The 21,362-nt window shown below is 67.9% G+C and carries 22 protein-coding genes; 7 read left to right on the top strand and 15 right to left on the bottom strand.

Annotated features, from left to right (window positions below):
- Window positions 1-453: 453 nt before the first annotated feature.
- Window positions 454-1,425 (top strand): MBL fold metallo-hydrolase, encoded by a 972-nt coding sequence (locus tag N5J29_RS02420; RefSeq protein WP_128990477.1) that lies wholly within the window; start codon window positions 454-456, stop codon window positions 1,423-1,425.
- Between the two features lie 67 nt (window positions 1,426-1,492).
- Here the strand turns inward: N5J29_RS02420 and yihA are convergent, their stop codons facing one another.
- Window positions 1,493-2,095: a ribosome biogenesis GTP-binding protein YihA/YsxC gene (gene yihA / locus N5J29_RS02415; RefSeq protein ID WP_053519877.1), complete on the bottom strand. Its 603-nt coding sequence runs from the start codon at window positions 2,093-2,095 to the stop codon at window positions 1,493-1,495.
- A 156-nt stretch (window positions 2,096-2,251) separates the two neighbouring features.
- On the opposite strand from yihA, the gene N5J29_RS02410 reads away from it, so the two are divergent.
- The 4 genes from N5J29_RS02410 (at window position 2,252) to N5J29_RS02395 (ending at window position 5,530) form a co-directional block, all read left to right on the top strand.
- Window positions 2,252-3,052, top strand: coding sequence for a c-type cytochrome (locus tag N5J29_RS02410; protein ID WP_065175142.1), 801 nt, complete (start codon window positions 2,252-2,254; stop codon window positions 3,050-3,052).
- A 105-nt stretch (window positions 3,053-3,157) separates the two neighbouring features.
- On the top strand, window positions 3,158-3,805 hold the full coding sequence (locus N5J29_RS02405; protein ID WP_053519865.1) for a thiol:disulfide interchange protein DsbA/DsbL: 648 nt from the start codon (window positions 3,158-3,160) through the stop codon (window positions 3,803-3,805).
- 106 nt (window positions 3,806-3,911) lie between these two features.
- Complete coding sequence (locus N5J29_RS02400) at window positions 3,912-4,739, top strand: thiol:disulfide interchange protein DsbA/DsbL (RefSeq protein WP_053519866.1); 828 nt, start codon at window positions 3,912-3,914, stop codon at window positions 4,737-4,739.
- A 23-nt stretch (window positions 4,740-4,762) separates the two neighbouring features.
- Complete coding sequence (locus N5J29_RS02395) at window positions 4,763-5,530, top strand: endonuclease/exonuclease/phosphatase family protein (RefSeq protein ID WP_053519867.1); 768 nt, start codon at window positions 4,763-4,765, stop codon at window positions 5,528-5,530.
- Between the two features lie 105 nt (window positions 5,531-5,635).
- Here N5J29_RS02395 and N5J29_RS02390 read toward each other — a convergent pair whose 3' ends face one another.
- A complete protein-coding gene (locus tag N5J29_RS02390; RefSeq protein ID WP_164152527.1) occupies window positions 5,636-6,460 on the bottom strand; it encodes an alpha/beta hydrolase in 825 nt (274 codons plus the stop codon).
- Here N5J29_RS02390 and N5J29_RS02385 point away from each other — a divergent pair.
- A complete protein-coding gene (locus N5J29_RS02385) occupies window positions 6,453-7,046 on the top strand; it encodes a DUF4124 domain-containing protein (RefSeq protein WP_343168614.1) in 594 nt (197 codons plus the stop codon). The genes N5J29_RS02390 and N5J29_RS02385 overlap by 8 nt on opposite strands.
- A gap of 70 nt (window positions 7,047-7,116) precedes the next feature.
- Here the strand turns inward: N5J29_RS02385 and N5J29_RS02380 are convergent, their stop codons facing one another.
- The 13 genes from N5J29_RS02380 to N5J29_RS02320 form a co-directional block, all read right to left on the bottom strand.
- The gene (locus N5J29_RS02380; protein WP_164152529.1) at window positions 7,117-7,824 is read right to left on the bottom strand and encodes a DUF2968 domain-containing protein; all 708 of its coding nucleotides are present in this window, start codon (window positions 7,822-7,824) and stop codon (window positions 7,117-7,119) included.
- A gap of 98 nt (window positions 7,825-7,922) precedes the next feature.
- Entirely contained in the window at window positions 7,923-10,070 is a 2,148-nt protein-coding gene (locus N5J29_RS02375; RefSeq protein ID WP_164152531.1) for a TadG family pilus assembly protein, read from the bottom strand.
- Between the two features lie 8 nt (window positions 10,071-10,078).
- Window positions 10,079-10,534: a DUF3613 domain-containing protein gene (locus tag N5J29_RS02370; RefSeq protein ID WP_164152533.1), complete on the bottom strand. Its 456-nt coding sequence runs from the start codon at window positions 10,532-10,534 to the stop codon at window positions 10,079-10,081.
- Complete coding sequence (locus tag N5J29_RS02365; protein ID WP_065175332.1) at window positions 10,531-11,409, bottom strand: Flp pilus assembly protein TadD; 879 nt, start codon at window positions 11,407-11,409, stop codon at window positions 10,531-10,533. The genes N5J29_RS02370 and N5J29_RS02365 overlap by 4 nt, the downstream gene beginning before the upstream one ends.
- 5 nt (window positions 11,410-11,414) lie before the next feature.
- Entirely contained in the window at window positions 11,415-12,344 is a 930-nt protein-coding gene (locus N5J29_RS02360; protein ID WP_065182948.1) for a type II secretion system F family protein, read from the bottom strand.
- Between the two features lie 22 nt (window positions 12,345-12,366).
- A complete protein-coding gene (locus tag N5J29_RS02355; protein ID WP_164152534.1) occupies window positions 12,367-13,317 on the bottom strand; it encodes a type II secretion system F family protein in 951 nt (316 codons plus the stop codon).
- Window positions 13,318-13,319: 2 nt separating this feature from the next.
- Window positions 13,320-14,669 (bottom strand): CpaF family protein, encoded by a 1,350-nt coding sequence (locus tag N5J29_RS02350; RefSeq protein WP_065182946.1) that lies wholly within the window; start codon window positions 14,667-14,669, stop codon window positions 13,320-13,322.
- Complete coding sequence (locus N5J29_RS02345) at window positions 14,654-15,910, bottom strand: fimbrial protein (protein ID WP_065175248.1); 1,257 nt, start codon at window positions 15,908-15,910, stop codon at window positions 14,654-14,656. Before N5J29_RS02345 ends, N5J29_RS02350 begins: the two co-directional genes overlap by 16 nt.
- A gap of 27 nt (window positions 15,911-15,937) precedes the next feature.
- Window positions 15,938-17,296, bottom strand: coding sequence for a type II and III secretion system protein family protein (locus tag N5J29_RS02340; RefSeq protein WP_164152536.1), 1,359 nt, complete (start codon window positions 17,294-17,296; stop codon window positions 15,938-15,940).
- Between the two features lie 18 nt (window positions 17,297-17,314).
- Complete coding sequence (gene cpaB, locus N5J29_RS02335; protein WP_164152538.1) at window positions 17,315-18,358, bottom strand: Flp pilus assembly protein CpaB; 1,044 nt, start codon at window positions 18,356-18,358, stop codon at window positions 17,315-17,317.
- 19 nt (window positions 18,359-18,377) lie between these two features.
- Entirely contained in the window at window positions 18,378-18,854 is a 477-nt protein-coding gene (locus N5J29_RS02330; protein WP_164152539.1) for a TadE/TadG family type IV pilus assembly protein, read from the bottom strand.
- Window positions 18,851-19,396, bottom strand: coding sequence for a prepilin peptidase (locus N5J29_RS02325; protein WP_065182942.1), 546 nt, complete (start codon window positions 19,394-19,396; stop codon window positions 18,851-18,853). The genes N5J29_RS02330 and N5J29_RS02325 overlap by 4 nt, the downstream gene beginning before the upstream one ends.
- Window positions 19,397-19,500: 104 nt before the next feature.
- Window positions 19,501-19,680 carry a Flp family type IVb pilin gene (locus N5J29_RS02320; RefSeq protein WP_065175243.1) on the bottom strand — a complete coding sequence of 60 codons (180 nt, stop codon included), beginning with the start codon at window positions 19,678-19,680 and terminating at the stop codon, window positions 19,501-19,503.
- Between the two features lie 690 nt (window positions 19,681-20,370).
- On the opposite strand from N5J29_RS02320, the gene N5J29_RS02315 reads away from it, so the two are divergent.
- Window positions 20,371-21,351, top strand: coding sequence for a helix-turn-helix domain-containing protein (locus N5J29_RS02315; protein WP_065175242.1), 981 nt, complete (start codon window positions 20,371-20,373; stop codon window positions 21,349-21,351).
- The last annotated feature ends 11 nt before the right edge of the window (window positions 21,352-21,362 follow it).

The following is a 21,362-nucleotide window of genomic DNA, read 5'->3' as shown; positions in this document are numbered from 1 at the left end:
AGGCAACGGCCGAAGCAACAGCGGGCATTCCGTGGGAAAGCGAGGCACTCTGCGCCGCCTTCGACAGATTCCGGCGGCTGATCGAATGAAGTTCCGGCGTCAGATCCGTTTTCCTGCGGAAAACGGATCTGACCCCAAGAGCATTTCCGACAGATCGTGGAAAACTGTCGAAGGCGGGGTGGGTCCGGTTGCGGGGGCGTGAGCGCCATGGATGGCGCGACCGAGCCTACAGGGACGTATTTACGGCGTCCCCCGCAGCCGGACCCACCCCGCCATCCCACGGACAGCCCGCTGTTGCTGTTGCTTCAGCCGCTGCCTCTGCGGTGCAGGGCGCAGCCCTGCCAGTCCCCTTCCCTTCCCTGAGCATTCCGCGCAGCGGTTTGAGCGCCGCGCGCACACAGGTCGCGGCACGCTAGCCACAACGGAACCGCCCGTCCTCCATCGAGAACCCTCATGACCCTGCATCACCTGCCGCTGCGCGGCGCCCTGCTGCTGGCCCTGGCTGCGCTGCCGCTGACCGCACTCGCCGAAGCCACCTCACCCGCACCCACCCGGCAGATGCCCGGCGTCTATCACCACCGCATCGGCACCCTGCAGGTCACCGCCCTGTTCGATGGCGTGGTCGCACTCGGCCGGCAGGAAGTGGTCGACGTGCCGCCGACGCTGGTCACCCGCCTGCTGGAAGGCCGCTATGTCCCCGAAGACAGCAAGGGCCTGCAGACCGCGGTCAATGCTTACCTGATCCGCCAGGGCAATCACCTCACTCTGGTCGACACGGGCACCGCACAGTGCTTCGGTCCCGGCCTGGGCCAGGTACTGGGCAACCTGCGTGCCGCAGGCGTGGATCCCGCCGAGGTGGACGACATCCTGCTGACCCACGCCCACCCCGACCATCTGTGCGGCGTGCTCGACGCGCAGGGCAAGCCGGCCTATCCGAACGCGACGGTGTGGCTGTCCAGGGCCGACGCGGACTACTGGCTCAACCCGGCCAGCGAAACCACCGCACCGGAGGGCGTGCGCTTTGCCTTCCCGCTCGCCCGAACCGCCGTGGCGCCTTATCAGGCCAGCGGCCACCTGCGTACCTTCCAGCCAGGCGATGCCCTCCCCGGCGGTGCCCTGGCGATGGATACCCATGGCCACACCCCCGGCCACGTCTCTTACCGGTTCGACAGCCAGGGCCAGTCACTGCTGGTGTGGGGCGACGTGCTGCACTTCCACGCGGTGCAGTTCGCCCACCCGGAAGCCGCGTTCGAGGCCGATTCGGACCGCAAGGCGGCCACGGCCAGCCGCCGCAGTCTGTTGCAGCAGGCCACCGCCGGGGCGTGGTGGGTGGCGGGTGCGCATCTGCCTTTCCCGGGCCTGGGCCACGTGCGCAGGGAAGGCCAGGCCTATGCCTGGGTGCCGGCGGAGTATTCGCCATTGTGAGGGTGTGCCGACCAAGGTCGGCACCCACCGATCCGGTAGCGCCGGGCCATGCCCGGCGGGCGAGAGGTTATTCCAGGCCCAGCCAGCCACCGATCACGGCACGGGCTTCGTCCACGCCGGTGCGGTCCTCACCGGAAAACACCTGCACGCTGACGCTGTCGCCGTAGGCCGACTGCAGTTCCTTGCGCACCTTCTGCAGCGTCTGCATCTGCTGGCCGCGGCCCAGCTTGTCGGCCTTGGTCAGCAGCGCATGCGCCGGCAGGCCGCGCTGTACGGCGTAAGACAGCATCTGGCGGTCGTAGTCCTTCAGCGGGTGGCGGATGTCCATCACCACCACCAGCCCCTTCAGTGCCTCCCGGGTACGGAAGTACCTGTCGATGAAGGCCTGCCAGTGCGCCTGCAGCTCCAGCGGCACCTTGGCGTAGCCGTAGCCGGGAAGGTCGACCAGGCTTGCTTCCGGGGTGATCTGGAAGAACACCAGCTGCTGCGTGCGGCCGGGGGTCTTGGAGACGCGGGCCAGGGCATTCTGCCGGGTCAACGCATTGAGGGCGCTGGACTTGCCGGCGTTGGAGCGGCCGGCGAAGGCCACTTCGGCCCCTTCGTCGGGCGGCAGCTGCCGCGCGTTGTGGGCCGAGAGGTGGTAACGGGCGCGTTCAAGGAGCAATGACATGCGCATAGGATCGCATGTTGCGGCGCCGCGCGCCCGTGCCGACGGCCCCAGCGGGGATTTTGCTGCACTGCTTCGTTGACCGTGCGTGGAAACGCCGTTGATAATCCGGGCGATGCCGGCGGCCACCGCCCGGCCCGGTCCATACGGAGCTTTAGCATGCGCCACGCTCGCGTTCTTGCCGTATCCGCCCTTGCCACTGCTGTCGTAGTTGCCGCCGCTGCTTTCGCGCAGACCACGTTGACCCCGCTGCCCGATAACGGGCCGATCAACACCGCCTCGCTGGAGGTGGATTTCAGCAAGACGACCTGGGGCGATGCCAAGGCTGGCCAGGGCAAGGCTGCGGCCTGCGCGGCCTGCCATGGTGCCGACGGCAATTCCACGGTCGAGATGTATCCGTCCATCGCCGGCCAGAGCGAGCGCTATGTCGCCCAGCAGATGGCCCTGATCGCCAACGGCCAGCGCAGCTCCGGTGCGGCAGTGGCGATGGTGCCCTTCGTGCAGAACCTCACCCCGCAGGACATGCGCGACATCGGCGCGTTCTTCGCCACGCAGAAGGCCACCGCCGGCATCGCCGACGACACCGCGGTGACCGAAGGCCCCTACAAGGGCATGAAGTTCTACCAGATCGGCCAGCAGCTGTACCGCGGCGGCGACGCGTCGCGCGGGCTGCCGGCCTGCATGGCCTGTCACGGCCCCAGCGGCGCCGGCAACCCGGGCCCGGCCTACCCGCATATCGGTGGCCAGCACGCCAGCTATGTCGCGCGCCGCCTGCAGGAGTACCAGGCCGGGCAGACCAACGAGACCGACAAGGCACACTTCCAGATCATGGCCGCGGTGGCACAGAAGCTGACCGAACAGGAAGTGCAGGCGCTGTCCAGCTACCTGCAGGGCCTGCACAACCGGGCCGACGACGTGGCCACCGAAGCCACGCCGGCACGACCGGCCGCCGCCCCCTGACCGCCACTGGTCGGCCCGGGCCGCCACCACGGCCCGCGCCTGCGGTATGTTTCCTTCACGCCGGCGACTGCGCCGGCGTTGCTTTTTCAACGGAGATGCGTGTCGATGAGGTTGATTCCCCGCCTGCTGTTGTCCCTGCTGGTGCTGCTGCCGATGGCCGCCAGTGCCGCCCCTGCCGCAGCCCCGCTGGTCGAAGGTCGCGACTACGAGCGCATCGCCCAGGCCGGTCCGTTCCAGCCGCTCGCCGGCAAGATCGAAGTGGTCGAGGTGTTCGGCTACACCTGCCCGCACTGCGCGCGTTTCGAACCGCAGCTGGAAGCCTGGGCGGCCAAGCTGCCGGCGGATGTTCGCTTCACTCCGGTGCCGGCGGCGTTCGGGGGCGCCTGGGATGCCTGGGCGCTGGCCTACTACGCCGCCGAAGAAGTCGGCGTCGCCAAGCGCAGCCATGCGGCCGTGTTCAAGGCTCTGCACGAGCAGGGCACCCTGCCGATGCAGAATGTCTCGGCCGATGAGCTCGCCACCTTCTACAAGGCGTACGGCGTGGCGCCCGAGCGTTACACCCAGGCCCTGCGGGGCGACGCCGTGCAGAAGAAGGTCGACGCGGCGCGGGCATTTGCCCAGCGCACCCGCATCCCCGGCACCCCGGCGCTGATCATCAACGGCCAGTATCTGGTCCGCGGCAACAGCTTCGACGACCAGTTGCGCATTGCCTCGGCGCTGATCGCCCAGGTCCGCGCCAACCGCGGCCGCTGAACCAACGCCCACTCCCGACACGGCGCTGTCGCCGCCGCGTGTCATCATTTCCCCCTGGCCGGCGCCCGCCGCCGGCCCCACCATTCCAGATGCTGGAGACGCTTCCATGAAGATCCGCTACGCCCTCGCACTCGCAGCGCTGCTGCCGATCCTGGCGGCCTGCAAGGCCGACGACGGCACCGCCAACACCTCCGCCGCCCCGGCCGAGCCGACCACCACCCCGGCCAGCACCGACCCCGCTGCGGCACCGGCCACTGACAACGCAGGCGCGGCCCCGGCAGCCGAAGGCGAGAAGGCCGCCGAAGCCGCTCCTGCGGCCGCTCCGGCCCCGACCACCACCGCACTGACCGGTCCGGCGCCGGTGGCCGGTGAGGACTACCAGGAAATTCCGAACGGCCAGCCCTTCCAGCCGGTTGCCGGCAAGGTCGAAGTGGTCGAGATCTTCGGCTACGTCTGCCCGGCCTGCGCCGCCTTCCAGCCGCTGGTCGGCCCGTGGAAAGCCGGTCTGCCGGGCGACGTGAACTTCGTCTACGTGCCCGCCATGTTCGGCGGCACCTGGGACGACTACGCCCGTGCCTTCTATGCCGCGCAGACGCTGGGCGTGCAGGAGAAGACCCACGAGGCGCTGTACGCCGCCATCCACTCGCAGAAGACCCTGAAGGGCGAACGCGGCCGTGATTCGGTCGAGGACATCGCCAAGTTCTACGCCGGCTACGGCGTCGATCCGAAGCAGTTCGCCGCCACCATGGGCAGCTTCGCGGTGAATGCCAAGACCAACTCGGCCAAGCAGTTCGCGCAGCGCAGCCAGATCAGCGGCACCCCGTCGATCATCGTCAACGGCAAGTACCTGGTGAAGGGCAAGAGCTTCCCGGACATGCTGCGCATCGCCGACCACCTGATCGCCCGCGAGCGCGGTGCGGCCCAGGCTCACTGATCCAAGAGAAGCTGTCCCCGGCCGTGAATTCCCCCTCTACACGGACCCTGCGTCTGCTGACGGCCAACATCCAGGCCGGCTCCAGTACCCGCCGCTACAGCGACTATGTGACCCGCAGCTGGTCACATGCGCTGCCGGCGGGTCGCAAGCGCAGCAGTCTTGATGCGATTGCCACACTGGCGCGTGGGCACGACATCGTTGGCCTGCAGGAAGCCGATCCAGGCAGCCTGCGTTCGGGCTTCACCAACCAGACCCACTACCTGGCCCAGCGTGCCGGCTTCAACTACTGGAGCCACCAGCCGAACCGGCGCATGGGCGGGGTGGCATCCAGTGCCAACGGCCTGCTGAGCAAACTGGAGCCGGTGGAGGTGCAGGACCACGCCCTGCCCGGCCGTATCGGCGGGCGTGGCGTGCTGCTGGCCAGGTTCGGTGATGGCAGGGACGGCCTGGCCGTGGCCGTGGCCCACCTCTCGCTGGGTGCCGGTTCGCGGATGGCACAGCTCGGTTTCATTGCCGAGCTGCTGTCCGACCACCCCAATGCCGTGCTGATGGGTGACTTCAACTGCCTGGCCGAACGACCGGAAATGCAGGTGCTGTACCAGAAGACCCGGCTGCAGCCTCCAGGCTGCATCGTGCCGACGTTCCCCAGCTGGCGCCCGGACCGCGCCATCGACCACATCCTGGTTAGCAGCAGCCTGCAGACCCGCGCGGTCGAAGCCGTACCGGCGGCCTTCTCGGACCATCTGGCGCTGGCCATGGCCATCGACGTACCGGCCAGCGCCCTGCGCTGATCGGTAGCGCCGGGCCATGCCCGGCGGATGCTGGATACGTTCGCCGGGCAATACCTGTCGCTACCCCGCAGGAGCGGCGGCGCAGTGGGGCGCCGCCGCGGGACATCATTTGCGGGCGAACGCCAGCAGGTCGGCGTTGAAGCGATCGGCATGGGTGACGGTCAGGCCGTGCGGCGCGCCGGGGTAGACCGTCAGTTCGGCGTCCTTGATGATCTGCGAGGACAGCTTGGCCGACGCATCGAAGGGGACGATCTGGTCGTCGTCACCGTGCACGACCCATGCCGGCACGTCGATCTTCTGCAGATCTGCGGTGTAGTCGACTTCCGAGAATTCATGGATGCAGTCGTACTGGCCCTTCACACCGCCCAGCATGCCCTGCAGCCAGAACGAATCGCGCATGCCCTGGGTGACCGTGTTGCCGTCACGGTTGGCGCCGAAGAAGGGCGTGGCCAGGTCCTGGAAGAACTGCGAACGATCACCGCCGGTGCCCTTGCGGATGCCGTCGAAGACCTCCAGTGGCGTTCCGGCCGGGTTGCCCGCGGTCTTCAGCATCAGTGGCGGTACCGCACCGACCAGCACCACCTTCGCCACGCGCGCGCTGCCATGGCGGCCGATGTAGTGGGCCACCTCGCCACCACCGGTGGAGTGGCCGACCAGGATGGCGTCCTTCAGGTCCAATGCGTCGATCACCGTGGCCAGGTCGTCGGCGTAGGTGTCCATGTCGTTGCCGTCCCAGGTCTGGCTGGAACGACCGTGGCTGCGCCGGTCGTGGGCGATCACGCGGAAGCCGTTCTGGCCCATGAACAGCATCTGCGGGTCCCAGGCGTCTGAGGACAGTGGCCAGCCGTGCGCGAACACGACCGGTTGCCCGGTGCCCCAGTCCTTGTAGAAGATGCGGGCGCCGTCGTTGACGGTGATGTAGTTGCTCATTGCGGTTTCCTTGGCGGAAGGGAAGGACGGCGGCGGCGAAGGTGGCCGTCGCCTGTGGCAGTACAGCGCAGAGGCGATGCAGTGGCTTGCACGGCTGTGCTGGATGAGCACGGATGTGACGCGGATCGCTCTGGCGCGCGGCGCTCGTCGTACCGACCATGAGTGCTGGTCGTGGGAGGGGGTGAAGATGAGGACTCTGCCGGGATGGGGGCTGCTGGCCATGCTGCTGGCGACATCCGCAGCGGCGCAGACCCAGGTCTACAAGTGCACGGACGGCGGGCGTGCGCTGTACCAGCAGACGCCTTGCCAGGGGCAGGCGGAGTGGCGCTGGGAAGTGCCCGCCGAGCAGTCGCTGCCGCGCGGCAGTGCGCCGCCCACCGCCGAGGTGACCCCCACGGGTAACGGTGGACGCAGGCCGGTGCGGCGATCGGGCCGTGCACAGGGGGCGTTGATTCCGATCAGTGCGGATGCTGCGGCCTGTGCACGGGCGCGCAGGGTGCGCACGGAGGCGCTGGCGAGAACGCGCCGGGCGGATTTCGTCCAGCGCCGGCAGTGGGACGATGCCGTGTTCGAGGCCTGCCGCTGAAACGGGTCGCAATCAGGCCAAAAACGACAACGGCGCCGTTCGGCGCCGCTGTCGGGTTCTGTCGGGGGATTCAGCGAACGTCGCTGGCCGCCGCCGGCGCGGCTGTGCTGTCCGGCTTCGGCAGGCTCAATTCGGGGTTGCCCTGTTCGGCCTGCAGAATCTGGATGCGGCGCTGCAGGGCGTCCAGCTGGCTGTTGGTGCTCTGCACATCGGTGCTCAGGCTGACGGCCTGCTGCTGGGCCTGCTGCAGTGACGCGCTGACCTGGGCCGACTGCGCCTGCTGCTGCTCCATTTCCTGCTGCAGGGTACGCAGGCGCTCTTCGTTGTACGCCACCAGGCGCTCGGTATAGCGCTTGCCGGCTTCCAGGCGGGTGGTATCGATGTAGACCTGCGCGAGCTGTTCGGTCTGCTGCACGAACGTACGATAGACCCGCTCGGCGTTGTCGACGGCATCGGTCTTGATGACGCGCCAGAAGTTCTTTTCCTGGAACAGGGCGACGTAGTAGGTCAGGGTACTGGCATTGAAAAGCAGGCTGGCGCCGTAGTTGCCGTTGTACGTGGTACGCAGTTCGGTCAGCTGGCGTGCGTCCATCAACTGCTTGAGCTCGTCCACCGTGTTGCGTACCACGGGTGCGCTGCTGCGTACCGGTTCGGCTGCGGCTTCGCGGCTGCTGCGCGCCGCCAGTGCGGACGGTGCCGCCAGCAGCATGGCCACGGCCAGCAGTGCCGCGCCGCGCGCGTGGCGGGCGAAGACGGTGCCCCCTGAAGTTTCTCGCATGTCTGGACCATCCACGGATGAGTGTGGGTTGAGATGGAAGTGTTCCCCGCCCGGGAGTCTAGCATGCGCGGCGGCGGCGCCAAGGGCGCCGGCCCGGCTCAGAACACAAGCTGTGCGCCATTGCACTGGATGGACTGGACGTTGACATCGGTGCGGCCCAGCTCCAGCCCCAGCAGGCTGGCCAGGGTCGTGCTCAGCAGGGAGCCGACGGTGTTGAGTACCGGCTTGAGCGCGGCCAGCACCGGGTTCAGCACGGTGCATAGCACACCGCTGCAGGACACGTTGTTGCCGGGCGCGGTTACACCGCCGCCGGCCGCCGCGTCGAGGAAGCCGTCCGGGGCGGTCTGGATGTACGAGGCCAGATTGGTGCGGACGCAGCCGTTGTAGTCGATCAGATTGCCCAGCAGGCTGTCGCAGCGGTTGATGAGCAGCCCGCCGACCAGTGAGCCGAGCAGCCCGTCGAGCAGACCCAGGCCCTGTCCCGTCACGGTGGCGCGGTAGCCTGCCCAGACCGAGCCATCTTCCCAGCAGGTGCCCAGCCCGATCAGGCAGGGTTTTGGCACGCCCTTCTTGACCGTCCAGTTGCCCAGCGGTGCCAGGTTGCGCGACGGGTCGCCGTCGCGCAGCAGGGGAATGAGCTGGTCGACGTTGTAGCGGCCGCCCGAGGGGAACGCTGCCTGCAGGTAGCGGTCGGCCAGTGCCTTGGCCGTGTCGTTGGCATTCATGCCCTGTGCCGGCGAGCTCAGCATGCCCGACAGGACACGCAGCAGCTCGTTGACCAGGTGCGAGACCGCGTCACCGACGGCCAGGGGATTGATCCGGGTGGTGCCGGTCTGGCCGGCGGCCAGGGTCAGGCTCTGCGTGCCGGTCAGCGCCGGCAGGGTGATCTTGTCGTTGATCAGCGGCCGTCCCAGCAGTGTCAGCAGTTGTTCGTTCTGCAAGGTGGCGTCGCAGACATTACTCTTGGAGAAACGGTCGGCGGCATTGACCTTGCCGACGCACGCGCGCAGTACCGAGGAGTCCACCTGGATGGTGGCGGTGGGCGGTGCCGCGCTGCATTGGATGCTGGTCAGTGTTCCCATCGCGTTGGCCACGTCCACATGCAATGGCAGGTGCAGACGCGTGCCCAGCAGGTTGAGCAGTGGCCCCACCCCGAACAGGCGGTCGCTGTCGACGTCGACCATCAGCCGGACCTGCGCGTTGTAGGCCCGCGAACCGACACCGCCGATGGCGATCGACGGCGGTTCGACAACACCTGCCTTGATATCCATGCCGAGCAGGTTGAGGTTCGGCACCGCTACGCCATTGCCATCATTGGCGATGGAGATGGCTGCATTGACCAGGTCAAGCACGTTGATCTGCGACTGCAGCGCACTGCCCACCGTGCCGTCGGGAGAGATCACCTCGGCGAAAAGTCCGCCGCCGCCGTTCTGGCTGCCCAGCGCGATATTGACCCGATTGATGTCAAGGCGGGTGGCCACCAGGTCGGACAGCGCACGCAGCTGCACGCCCGCGGTGGTGCTGCGGCCGACCACCGTGGCGGTGGCGTCCACCAGCCGTGCCAGTGAAACCTGGTTCAACGACAGCAGGCGATTGAAGTCGGCCACGCTGAGATTGGCGGTGACCGGAATGCCGAGCGCATTGAGCAGGCCTGACGGTGTGATGTTGGCCTGCGCCAGTCCGTCGTACGACAGCACCGTGGCGTTGGTGACGTCCAGCCCCACCAGGCGCAGGGTGCCCATCAAGGGCGAGTTGCCGTTCGTGCGCAGCAGCTGCGAACCCACCGCGAACACCGCCGTCGGTTCCGAGCGGCGCGCCACGGCCTGTACGGTGATGGTCGGCAGGCTCTCGTTCTGGCCGAAGAACGGCAGCACGCTGCGGGTCGCAACCACCCGCACCGCATTGCGCGGATTGCTGGCGTCGACCGTCTCGCTGAAGCGGTTGCCTCCGCGTGCGGCGCTCCAGTTGCCGCAGCGGACCTGCACCGTGCCCGGGAACTGGTTCTGCGTGAGTGCGCTCTGCCGCGCGGCGCTGTTGTCGCCGTTGTTCGATGTACACAGCTCAAGTCGCTGTGCACCTGCCAGCGCCGCCAGGTCCACGACCTTCTGCGCATCGCGCTTGGCCCAGAACAGGAAGCCGACCTCGATCAGACCCAGCATGGCCACCAGTGCCAGCATCACCAGCATCATGGTGACGGACATGCCGCCGCGCGGGCGGTGGAAACGGGGCTGGCGAGAGCGGTTCATGGCATGCCTCAGCGTCCGGAGTTGGAGGTGCTCTTGGAACTGCCGACATCCGTGTCGAAGAAGGCGGGGATGTCCTGCTCGAAACTCTTCAGGTAGCGCGCGTAGCTGGCGGTGGCCTGATCACCGAGGATCGGCAGCCGCGGGCCGGCCTGTTGCCCGGACGCCTGCAGCTGGAACAGCTGGCGCGTGGCATCACCGACCTCGCTGCGCCGCGGCGCAGCCGGTGCAGCGGCCACCCGGGCAGGAGGCGCGGGCGGCATCGCGGGGGGCGGCGCAGGCGCCGCGAGGTCGACGGTTGCCAGTGCTTCGGCCTGCTGCGGCGCGATGGCAGGGGCCGCTGCCGGGCTGCCTCCCAGCATCTGGCCGGTCAGCGGCGCCTGTGGCGCCTGTGCGTGGCCTCCCGTGGCAAGCAGGCAGCAGGTGACCGCAGGCAGCAGGCGTCGGATCAGGGTCATCGCGGTCATGGCGTGTTCTCGGTCGGGTGGTCGGACGTGCCGAAGCGCTCCAGCATCGACGGCGGCAGACGGGAGGGATCGCGATCGCGGGCGTCACGGCGTGTTTCGGCCGCCAGCCGGCTGCCGGCCGGGGCGGGGGCGCGGGATGGCACAGTGGCGATCCGTGCCGTGCTGCTGGCCGCCGATGCTTGGGCTTGGCGCTGCTGCAGCCGGCTGCGGATCTGCTGGGCCTGCTGCTGGATGCTGCGCCGGGTGTCTTCGTTGAGGTTGGCCTGCGCAGCCAGGCGTTCAGCCGTGGCGTTGTCGCCGCGCAGGACCGCCCACAGCGCCAGGTTGGCGGTCGCCTTGGCGTTGCCCGGTGACAGTTCCAGTGCTTTGGCCAGCGGCTCGCGGGCCTGATCGAAGCGGCCGGCACGCAGACGCGCATACCCCAGGTCACCCAGATAATCGGTATTCAACGGCTGCAGCTGGGTGGCGCGGGCCAGCGACAGTTCGCTGCCGGCCTCGTCATCGCGATGCGCGGCGATCAGGCCCAGGCCATGTGCCGCGGCGGCGGCCTGCGGCCCGCTGCTGAGTTCGCGGTACAGCGCGGCCGCGGCGTCGGTCTGGCCGGTCTCGCGCAGTGCATTGGCCTGCAGCAGGCGCAGCGCCGGAGGATCGCCGTAGCGCTGGCGGAATGCATCCACATGCGCCAGCGAGGCGTACCAGGCCCCTTGCAGCTGCATGCGCTCGATCAGCTCAAGGTAGGCATTGCGGCTGTCCTGCGGCGCGGGCCCGGGCTCGGCCAGGGTAGGCGCGCGCAGGTACTTCGGGGTGGACGAGGCGCATCCCGCGACGGCAGTGGCAAGAGCAAACAACAGACAGGCGTGGCGCAGAGCAGGCATGACGGTCATCCCATGTTCGACAGGGTTTTGGCCAGCGCGACTAGCGCAGGCCCGGCCAGCACCAGCATCAGTGCAGGCAGCAGGGTCAGCATCATCACCACGGTCATCTTCACCGAGAGCTTGCCGACCTTCTCTTTCAGAGCATTGCGGCGCTGTTCGCGCAGCCGGATGCTGAACTGGCGCAGCGGCTCCTGCACCGCGCCGCCGTGGGCGTGCACCTGCAGGATCAACTGCACCAGGCTGGACAGGTCGTCATCGCCGTAGACATCGCTGAGCCGGCGCAGCGACTGGGCGCGAGTGCGTCCATGGGTGTAGGCGACGTTCGCCTCCTGGATCTCGCCACCGAGCACCGGCAGTGCGTCGCGCAGCTTGTCGCCCAGGGTCTGCAGGCTTTGATCCATGCTGAAGCCAACCCCCTGCAGCAGGCGCAGCAGGTCGATCAACAGCGGCAACTCGTTGTTGACGGCGCGCCGCCGCCGCTTGACCCACGCGGCCAGCACGAACTTGGGTAGCAGCAGGCCGGCGGCGAGCGCGCCGACGATCACCATGATCCGGGCCAGGCCGGTGGCATCGCTCACGGCCAGGGTCAGCGCCAGCACCAGTACTGCCAGCAGCAGGCGCAGGCCCAGATAGATCGCCGTGCCGCGACGGGTGTTCCAGCCGGCCAGATCAAGCAGCAGGCGATCCTCGCCTGCCAGCAGTGCGGCTTCCAGGCGCCCGCCGCTGAGCGTCCGGCCGAAGCGCTCCAGCCAGCCCAGTGAATCCCTGCGGGCCGCGTCCTCGTCGGCGATCGGATCACGTGGCTGCAATGCGGTCTTCAGCGTTGCCGCACTGCGGTCCTCGCGATGGCTGCGGACCCAGCCGCCCACACCGAGCAGGGCGACGCCGGCGGCCAGGACCAGCAGGGCAAGTGCGAACCAAGCAGTTGCGCTCATCGGGAACCTCCGCTGCGGATGCTCATAGCGACTTGGCCAGGCGATACAGCAGGAAACCACCGAGCAGTTCCAGGCCCAGGGCGATCAGCAGGATCTTGTGACCGAGCGGATCGTGCAGGACGGGCTGGAAGAACTCGGGGCTGGAGATCGCCATCAGTACGGCGCTGGCGGGCGGAAGCAGTCCCAGCACCCAGGCCGACATGCGGGTCTCGGACGTGGTGGCTGACAGCTCCTGCTGGGCCTGCTCCAGGTCGCGCATGAAATCGCCCATGCGCTGCAGGATCTGATCGGCGCGGCCGCCGATGCGGACGCTGACGCCCATCACCACGGCCAGCACCTTCAGCACCTCCATCCGATAGGGCTGCGCGGCGAGGTTCAGTGCGCGGTCCAGGTCCATGCCGCCCCGCGCGTATCGCACCGTGGTGTCCAGCAGCTCACGCAGCGGCGGCGTCGCCTGCTGCGACGCGACCTGGAAGGCCGACTGCAGGCTGTTGCCGAGCGCGGTCAGGCGGACCAGGTTGTCGAGGAAGTCCGGCAGCTGATGCAGCAGCTTGGCCTGCAACTTGGCGGTGCGGCGCATGATCCACAACCAGCAGCCCAGCAGGTACAGCAGCAGCGTCAGCGGCAGCATCCATGCCGTTCCCAGCCGCAGCATCGCGAACAGCGAGAGGGCCAGGCCGGGCACCAGCAGCATCAGCGGCACCTTCCAGCCGGTGGCGAGGCCCGCGCGTTGCAGCAGGCCATTCCAGGGCAGCGCGCGACGGCCAGCTGCTGCCGGCAGCGGCCGCGATCCATCGTTGGCCGCAGCCGCGTTGCTGCCCGGGCCCGCGCTGCCACGTGCCAGCTGCTGTTCGGCATGCTGCAGGGATGCCTGCCGCTGTTCGCGGCTGTTGGCGGTGCCCCACAGCAATACCGCCAGCGCCAGCAGCACCGACACGATGCTCAATACGCCCAGCAGCAGGCCGGTCCCCATGTTCAGTAGTCTCCGTAGAGGGATTCGCGCAACAGTTGGCGGAATGGCTCGAGCTTGTGCGAGTGCGGCTGGAAGCCCAGCCCGATCCAGCGGTCGGTCTCCTTGCCACTGCCGTCGATCTGCACTTCGTGGCGGAACATCTCCTGGGTGGTGATCAGGTTGTCGCTGACGCCGGTGATCTCGGTGATCGACACCAGCACGCGCCGGCCACTGCCGAGGCGCGAGATCTGCACGATGAAATCGATCGCGCTGGCGATCTGCCGGCGCAGGCTGTCTTCGCTGCCCTGGAACCCGGCGAAGCCGGCCAGCATCTCGATGCGATAGAGACAGTCGCGCGGCGAGTTGGCATGGATGGTGGCCATCGAGCCGTCGTGGCCGGTGTTCATCGCCTGCAGCATCTCCAGCACTTCCGCGCCGCGCACCTCGCCGACCACGATGCGGTCGGGGCGCATGCGCAGGCTGTTGCGCACCAGGTCACGGATGCTGACGGCGCCCTGTCCCTCCGCACCACCGATGCGGCTCTCCAGGCGCACCACGTGCGGATGGTTGAGCGAGAGCTCGGCGGTGTCCTCGACGGTGATCACGCGCTCGGTGGGTGGCACGTAGCTGGCCAGGGCGTTCAGCAGCGAGGTCTTGCCCGAGCTGGTGCCGCCGGAGACGAGGATGTTGCAGCGACCCAGCACCATCGCCTTCAGCAGCGCCTGCATCGGCGCATCGAAGGTGCCCTTGGCCAGCAGTTCATCGGGCGTGAACGGGTCCTTGCGGAACTTGCGGATGGAGACCATCGGGCCGTCCACCGCCAGCGGCGAGATGATCGCATTGAGGCGGCCGCCGTTGGGCAGGCGCGCATCCACCATCGGGTTGGAGTCATCCAGGCGCCGGCCAAGTGGTGCGAGGATGCGGCGCAGGATGCGCAGCAGATGGGTGTCGTCGGTGAAGCGCTGGGTTGCGCGCTTGAGCTGTCCGCCCTGCGAGACGTGCACATCCTTGAAGCCATTGATCAGGATGTCTTCGATGGTGGGATCATGCAGCAGGTCGTCCAGCGGGCCGAAGCCGGTCAGCTCCTTGACCAGGCCCTCGGCCACCACCTGCATCTCCTCTTCATTGATCGGGATGCGCCATTCCTGGATGAAACCCACGGTCTGCACCTGCACCCAGCGCGCGATCGTGTCCGGAGCCCAGGAATCGATATCGATGCGCTCGTCCTCGATGCTGTTGAGCAGGTGCTCATGCGCCGCGGACAGCACCTTCTGGTACTGCTCGGTCTCTGCGAACGGCAGATTGCCCGCAACGTGGTCAGGAACGGTGTGGCGGGCGACGGCGTGCGGAAACGGGGTTACTTTGTCTTCCATTGCGATCCACCCAGGGCAAGGGCAAGTCTTTCCCGCAGGCCGTGCGTCTGGACCGGGCATGCAGCCGGATCCAGGCGTTGGACGAGCGGGGCGAGGGCACGCAGGTACGGATCACGCGGCGCGTCCTGCAGCAGCAGGTGGCCGTGGCTGGCGGAGGCACGTACGCGTGGTCGTTCGGGGAGCGTGGCCAGCAGTGGAAGCTCGAACCGTCGGGCGATCTGCTCCGGGCTCATGCCGCTGCTGTCGTCATGGCGGTTGATCACCAGTTGCAGGCGCTTCTCCCGTTCGCGCTGGCCGGACAGATGCTTGAGCGCATGGTCAAGCGAGACCAGAGTGGCAATCGAAGCGTCCGCGACCAGCCAGATCTCGTCGGCCTGGTCCAGCAGCAGCGGTGGCAGTTGACGCAGCGGGCAGCCGCCGGCGTCGCACAGCACGCTGGCGAACACGCCGCGCAGGCGCTGCAGCAGGGCCCCCGGATCGGACGGTGGCAGCGCATCGCTGCCGCTGGCGCGGTCGAGCAGGACCAGTCCGCTGTCATGGCGCGCCATCGCAGTGCGCGCCAGGGTGGCGTCGATGCGGCTGGCATTGCGCAGTGCGTCTTCGTAGTGGAAGCGGCTGTCCAGATTGAGGTAGAGCGCCAGGTCGCCTGCCGGCTGCGCCAGTTCCAGCAGCAGACCGTCCTGGGTGCTGGCCTCGCCCTGCGCCAATGCATGGGTCTGTTGTGCAAGCACGGCCAGATGCGCGGCCAGTGTGCTGGTGCCGACCCCGGCACGTACGCCCAGCAGCAGGATCAACCGCGCCTTGTGCGGCTGGTGTGCGGCAGCGGCGGGCCGGGGCGAGAGCGCGCGGCGCAGCGCGGCCTCGATGCCGGTGTTGTCGCTGTCCAGGTCGAGCACATCGCGCAGGCCGGCGCGCAGCGCCATCACCACGCCTTCGACCTGCCCGGCACTGGTGGCGCCAACGGCGACCAGCGCAAGGTCCGGCTGGGTCTGCTGCAGCTGCTGCGCCAGCACGGTCGAGGCGGCGGCGTGCTCGGGGCGGAAGTCGAGCAGTACCAGATTCTGCGGACCGCGTTGCAGGTCCTGCGCGGATGTCGGCTCACCGCTGTCCTGCCAGTGCAGGGTGGTGGCAGGCGGCAGCTTGGCCGCCAGCCGCGGCAGCAGTTCGCGATCCATCCCGTACAGGACCAGGTTCATCGGCGGTCCTTGCGGATGCAGCGGCTGGGCAGTGGCGTAGGGCATGGGCGTGGTATCGCAGGCATCATGGATTCAACGTGAGAAACCGGGCACCGGGTCTTGGCTGACCGGACCCAGCAGCCAGGAACCCCACTCAGGCAGGTTGGGCCGGGCCTCGCGCTCGCCTGGCAGTGCCAGCTCGGCATTGCGGGCGAGGGGCTGCACCAGCCGTGGCGTGACGATGATCACCAGTTCCTTGTCCTGGCGCTTGTAGTCGAAATCGCGGAAGAACGAGCCGATGATCGGCAGGTCGCCCAGCAGCGGGATCTTGTTCACCGTGGAGGCGACCGTCGAGCTGACGAGACCGCCGATCACGAAGCTCTCGCCATCGCCCAGTTCCACCGTGGTATCGGCACGGCGGGTGCTGATCGACGGAATCTGCACACCGTTGAGGGAAATGGCGTTGGTGTAGTCGAGGTCGCTGGCTTCCGGCGCCACCTTCAGGGCGATGCGGTTGGGCGCGAGCACGGTCGGGGTGACGGTCAGGCCGATGCCGAACGGCTTGTAGGTGATGGTGGTGGTCCCCAGGCCCTGGGGTTCGAGGATCGGCAGTTCACCACCGGCGAGGAAGCTGGCGCTCTGGCCGGACAGCGCGACCAGGGTCGGCTCGGCCAGCACCCGGGCCATGCCATTGGACTGCAGCAGATCGAGGTCCGCATTCCAGAGGCCCTTCGTCGAGCCGAACACCAGGCGGAAGGCCGACGAGATGGGCGAGTCCGATTCGTTGCTGGAATTGCCCTCCTGCATGCCGGGCAGCACGCCGGTGTTGCCCGGCAGGATGCCGCCCGGACGAGCGAAGCCATAGGCAAAACCGCCGTTGCGGTTCTGGAAGCTGATGCCGACCTGTTTCAGCGCGGTCTTGTTGAACTCGACCACCTTCACCTCGACCTGGACCACACCGCCGCTGGCGATGGTGGAGGCATCGGCCAGCTGGCCATCCTTGCCCAACGCCATCGCGGCCGCCTTCTGTTCCTGCATGTGCGAGAGCGCGCTGTCGGTGCTTCCCTGCAGCAGGCCCTGCTGGTCCTGCTGGGTGAACACCAGGCCGCTGGAACCCGCATCGGCCGCCCCCTGCACCGCGCTCTGCACGCGGACCTGCACGCGCTGTGGCTCCGGCTGTTTACGGTGCCACAGCAGCAGGGTGGTGGTGCCGGGGGCCTTGCCGACCAGCAGCGCCTGGCGCTGGCCACGCAGCATCACGATATCGGCGACGCCCGGATCGGCGATGGCCACCCGTTCCAGGTCCGCGGGCAGTGTCCACGGCCGCTGTTCGCGGGCCTGCAGCACCAGGTCGTCGGCAGCCACGCTGGTCGCAGGCGCCAGCAGCACCAGCAGTAGAGCGAGCCAGCGCTGGCGGGAGGAGGGGCGTGGACTCTGGCGACGTTCGGTCATGGAAGCTCTCGGTGCAGGTCAGAGGGAGCCGCGGGGCGCAGAACCGTCGCCGCGGATGATCTCGATTCCGGATGCGCGCGGTGCGCTGCGGCGGGCGGCGGGGGGCTGTGCCGGGGCGTCGTTCACCGTGCGTGCGCGTGCGTTGCTGCGGCCGGCCAGGGCATCGCCATCGATGCCGGCGAAGGCGTGGTTCTCGGGGCGCTGCAACGCCAGCTGCTGTTCTGCGTCCAGGCCACGCAGCGGATCGATCACGCCCCGCGCCTGCGGGAACAGGGCCAGATCGGGCTGGCCGGCGTCGGCGGGATTGCGCAGCGCGAGGTAGAGCTTGCCCTGCTGCGCGCCCAGCAGCAGCCGGTTGGCATCGGCCACCGGCACCGCCAGCACGGCGCTGCGGGCCGGCTGGGCCGCGTCACCGCTACTGCCGCCACCGCTGCTGGCGTTGCTGGTGATATCGGCCGCGCGCGGGTCCGCACGGTTGCTGGTATCGGCGCTGGCATTCGTGCTGCCCGTGTTCGGGGCGATGTCCTGCTGGCCATAACTGAGCACGCGCAGGCGCGAGAGCAGAAGGCGGGTCTGTGCGGCGTCGGGTGCCGCGTTGTAGCTGGCAGGTTCGCTGCGCAGGTTGAGGAACACGTCGACGAAATCGCCCGGCAGGATGCGGTTGCCGGCACCGACCAGTTCATCCACCGGCACCGCCAGTGCACGCTCGCCGGGCCGCAGCTGCAGCGAGAAGCCCTGGGCCAGCACCGCGTCGCTGATGGTGCTGCCTTCGGCGATGTCCTGCACCGGCACCTTGCCGACCACGGCGGCCAGGTCTGCGGCGGCGCCCGGCACGGCCGCGCTTCGACGCGCCAGGCGCACGCCATTGGCAGTGATCGGTTCACCGGCCGGCAGCCGGGCGATGGCCTCGACCACCGTAATGGCCTGTGCGTCGGCGTGAACGACCGGAGCCGCGCTTTCCGTCGAAGGGGCGGGTCTGCGGCCGATCACGAATGCGATCAGCGCCAGCAGCACCGCGAGTGCGATCAGAGCGATGGCGGCGATGCGGGTCAACTTGAGCATGGAACCGTCTCCTGTACCGTCAGTTGCCGGAGCCGAGGTCGAGCTGGGCGACCGCGACGCTGCGGATGGGGGCCCGCATCACCCAGCCGTAAAGCGTGGCGGTGCCGGGGAAGAAGGGGTGGGCGGCATAGTCGTAGCGGACGGTCACCGTCATGCACTGCGCGGTTGCCATGCCCGCGCAGGGTGCCTGCGCCGAGACCTGGATCGGACCGGTGCCGCCGGCGCTGCAGTCGGGGTTCTGCCTGGAGAACTGCAGCAGCCATTGCATCGACTGGCGTGCTGCGACGCACGCGGCGGCGCGTCGTTCGTTGGCGGTTCCGAAGCGCAGCGATGCGCGCGCGCCTTCGGCAGCGGCCGTTGCAAGCGTCTGCTGGGCAGCCATGATCAGCACGCCGGAAAAAGTGAACAGCAGCAGCGGCACCAGGCCGAGGATCATCATCAGCGCGTATTCGACGGCAACCACGCCACGCTGGCGCCGCGGACCGAGGGTGTTCATGCGAGACCTCCGTAGGTCGTGGCCAGGAGCCAGCCGATCGCCGCCAATGCGAGGTAGGCCGCATAGGGAATGCCGCGGCGCCCCTGGCGGGCAGCCTCCATTCCGCGCAATGCGGGGTGTGTCTGCCATTGCTCGCTGGCGCGCGATACCTGCAGCTGCACGCGCATCGGCAGGTGCATGCCCAGCTGACGCCCGAGCAGGATCGCCACTGCGTGGGCGCCGGCGGCAAGGCTGGCCACTACCCATATCGGCAGCAAGGCATGCCATCCCAGCAGCAGGCCGAGCACGGCAAAGAATTTCACGTCGCCTGCGCCCATCCAGCGTAGTGCGTAGAAGGGCAGGAGCGCGAGCAAGCCGGCAACGGCACCGAGCAGGTGCGCCGGCCATGGCAGTCGTGGCTCACCAAATTGCCCGGCGACGAGCAGAGGTATTGCGAGTGCGCACGCCGCCAGCAGCCAGGCATTGGGCACCCGGCGGGCATACAGATCGCTGATCGCGATCCGCAGGCACACACCGATGGCCAATAGTCCCAGCAGTGTCATCGCACTCCCCTTCGTCCGTCACTGGACCGTCTGCAACCGCATCCCGGCCTGCGGCCACCGTGGTCGCGGATGGCGCGACCAGCGGTGGTGCGTCCGCAGGTCGCTCAGGTGGTTGCTTCGGTGGCGATTGCCGAAAGGCGGGTGAACAGCGTGGTGAAGAATTCCGTGATCTGGGTGCGGCCCACGGCAATCAGGATGCCGGCGATCACAGCGGCCAGCAGCCCGTACTCGAGTGCGGTCACGCCATCTTCTTCTTTCAGGAACTTGCGGATGGAAGCGTTCATGACGGTTGTCTCCCTCTACCTGTCAATGGCAACAAGACACCTGCATCGGCCGGTTGCCCGACTCCGTCGGGATCGTCCATGGACCTCTGCCATCCTGGCGGAGGTGGCAATGCGGGACTGTCCCGCATCGCTAAAGCAGGGTGATCTCCGCCAGGGAGTGCAGCGACCGCGCATGTGCGACCGCGCGGCACCAGGCCGGTGGTCGCAACGTCATCGAGCAGCGCGTGCATCGTCATGCTGTCCCCTGGGTGTGACCGCATCGGAGCGGTTCGATCACCGTGATACCGACTTTGCCTGAATGGCGGCCGGGTGCAACCGGAACCTATATGCAAATTCGGCAGGAATCTCTTATTCCTGATAATCGGTTGCTTATTCTGTGATGAAGCGCCGTTCCCAGGCGTAACGATTCATCGTGATGTTAATAATGTGACCCGGGTTAACGCATGCGAGAATCGTGCCACTGGCGCCCACATTTCCTTCACGCCGGGCGCGGGTTGCTGTATTCCCGCGCGACCTGTTTACCTGCGCGGATTATCGGGCATACTCGTATTCAAGGTTTGGTACTTTCAAGGTGGAGCCGGCCAGTGGCCGCATCCATCACGGCAACGGATGATGCTCTTGGAAACCGCGCGCACCTGTAGGGCAGTGGGGGTTGCGGCGGGCAGCTGACCAACGGGGGACGACACTGTCATGGTTGATGGTGGGGTGGTTGACAGCGACGACGGCGAGCTCCGGTCGATCGACCTGGCCACGCTGAGCGGTGTGCTTCGCGTATGCGATGTGGAACTGTTGCTGCTCGACGGCAATGGTCCGCGCGCGGCGTTCGCTTCGCGCGTGCATGAGGAAGCCCTGTTCTGCAGCATCAGCTGCGGATTCCATTGCCGTGGCCGCTTCATGCTGCCGCCGGACTGGGCGATGCTGGGGTATCTGCAGGCCACCGACGAGGCGGTGAGCTGGTGCCATGGCGTACCGCTGGCGGCCGGGATGGCGTTGACCGTGCTTCCCGAAGGCATCAGTGAATTCACCCTCAGCCCCGGTACCCGCTTGACCCTGATGCTGGTGCCGGTATCGCGAGTGCAGCGCAAGCTGACCGAACTGAGCCTGCGCAGCACACCGCCGGCCGGACAGGCGCTCTCGCTGTTCAATCTGTCCGGTGATGATGCCCCGCTGGCGCTGCATTACCAGCAGCTGCACCAGCAGCTGGGGCAGGGTGCCAGCCTGCAGCCGGAGGAAACCGAGCGGCTGCTGCATGAGCACATCCAGGCCCTGCTGGGTGCCGGTGCCGTGGATCGCCCGGGGTGCAGCCGCGCACGGCGTACGCATTACCTGATCGCCCAGCGCGCCGAGAATTTCATGCGGCTCAACCTGCGTCGCAATATATACATGAATGAAATCTGCGACGCCGCCGGTGTCAGCGAGCGTGGCCTGCGCTATGCATTCGAAGATCTGTTCGGTACGTCGCCCAACCGTTATCTGTCCATGCTGCGCCTCTGTGCAGCCTGCCGCAGCCTGTCGATGGCCGACTCCAGCAGGCGTTCGGTCAAGGCGATCGCGCTGAGCTGTGGCCTGTGGGATCTCTCGCGCTTTGCCGACAATTACCGGAAGGTGTTCGGTGAACTTCCGCGGGATACCCTGATGCGCGCACCTGCGCAGTTGGGCCAACCGGCCTGAGTCTTGCCCCA

Origin of the sequence: Stenotrophomonas sp. GD03680, assembly GCF_029844625.1 — a bacterium.
GTDB lineage: Bacteria > Pseudomonadota > Gammaproteobacteria > Xanthomonadales > Xanthomonadaceae > Stenotrophomonas > Stenotrophomonas maltophilia_P.
This window is presented reverse-complemented; position numbering and strand designations above follow the sequence as displayed.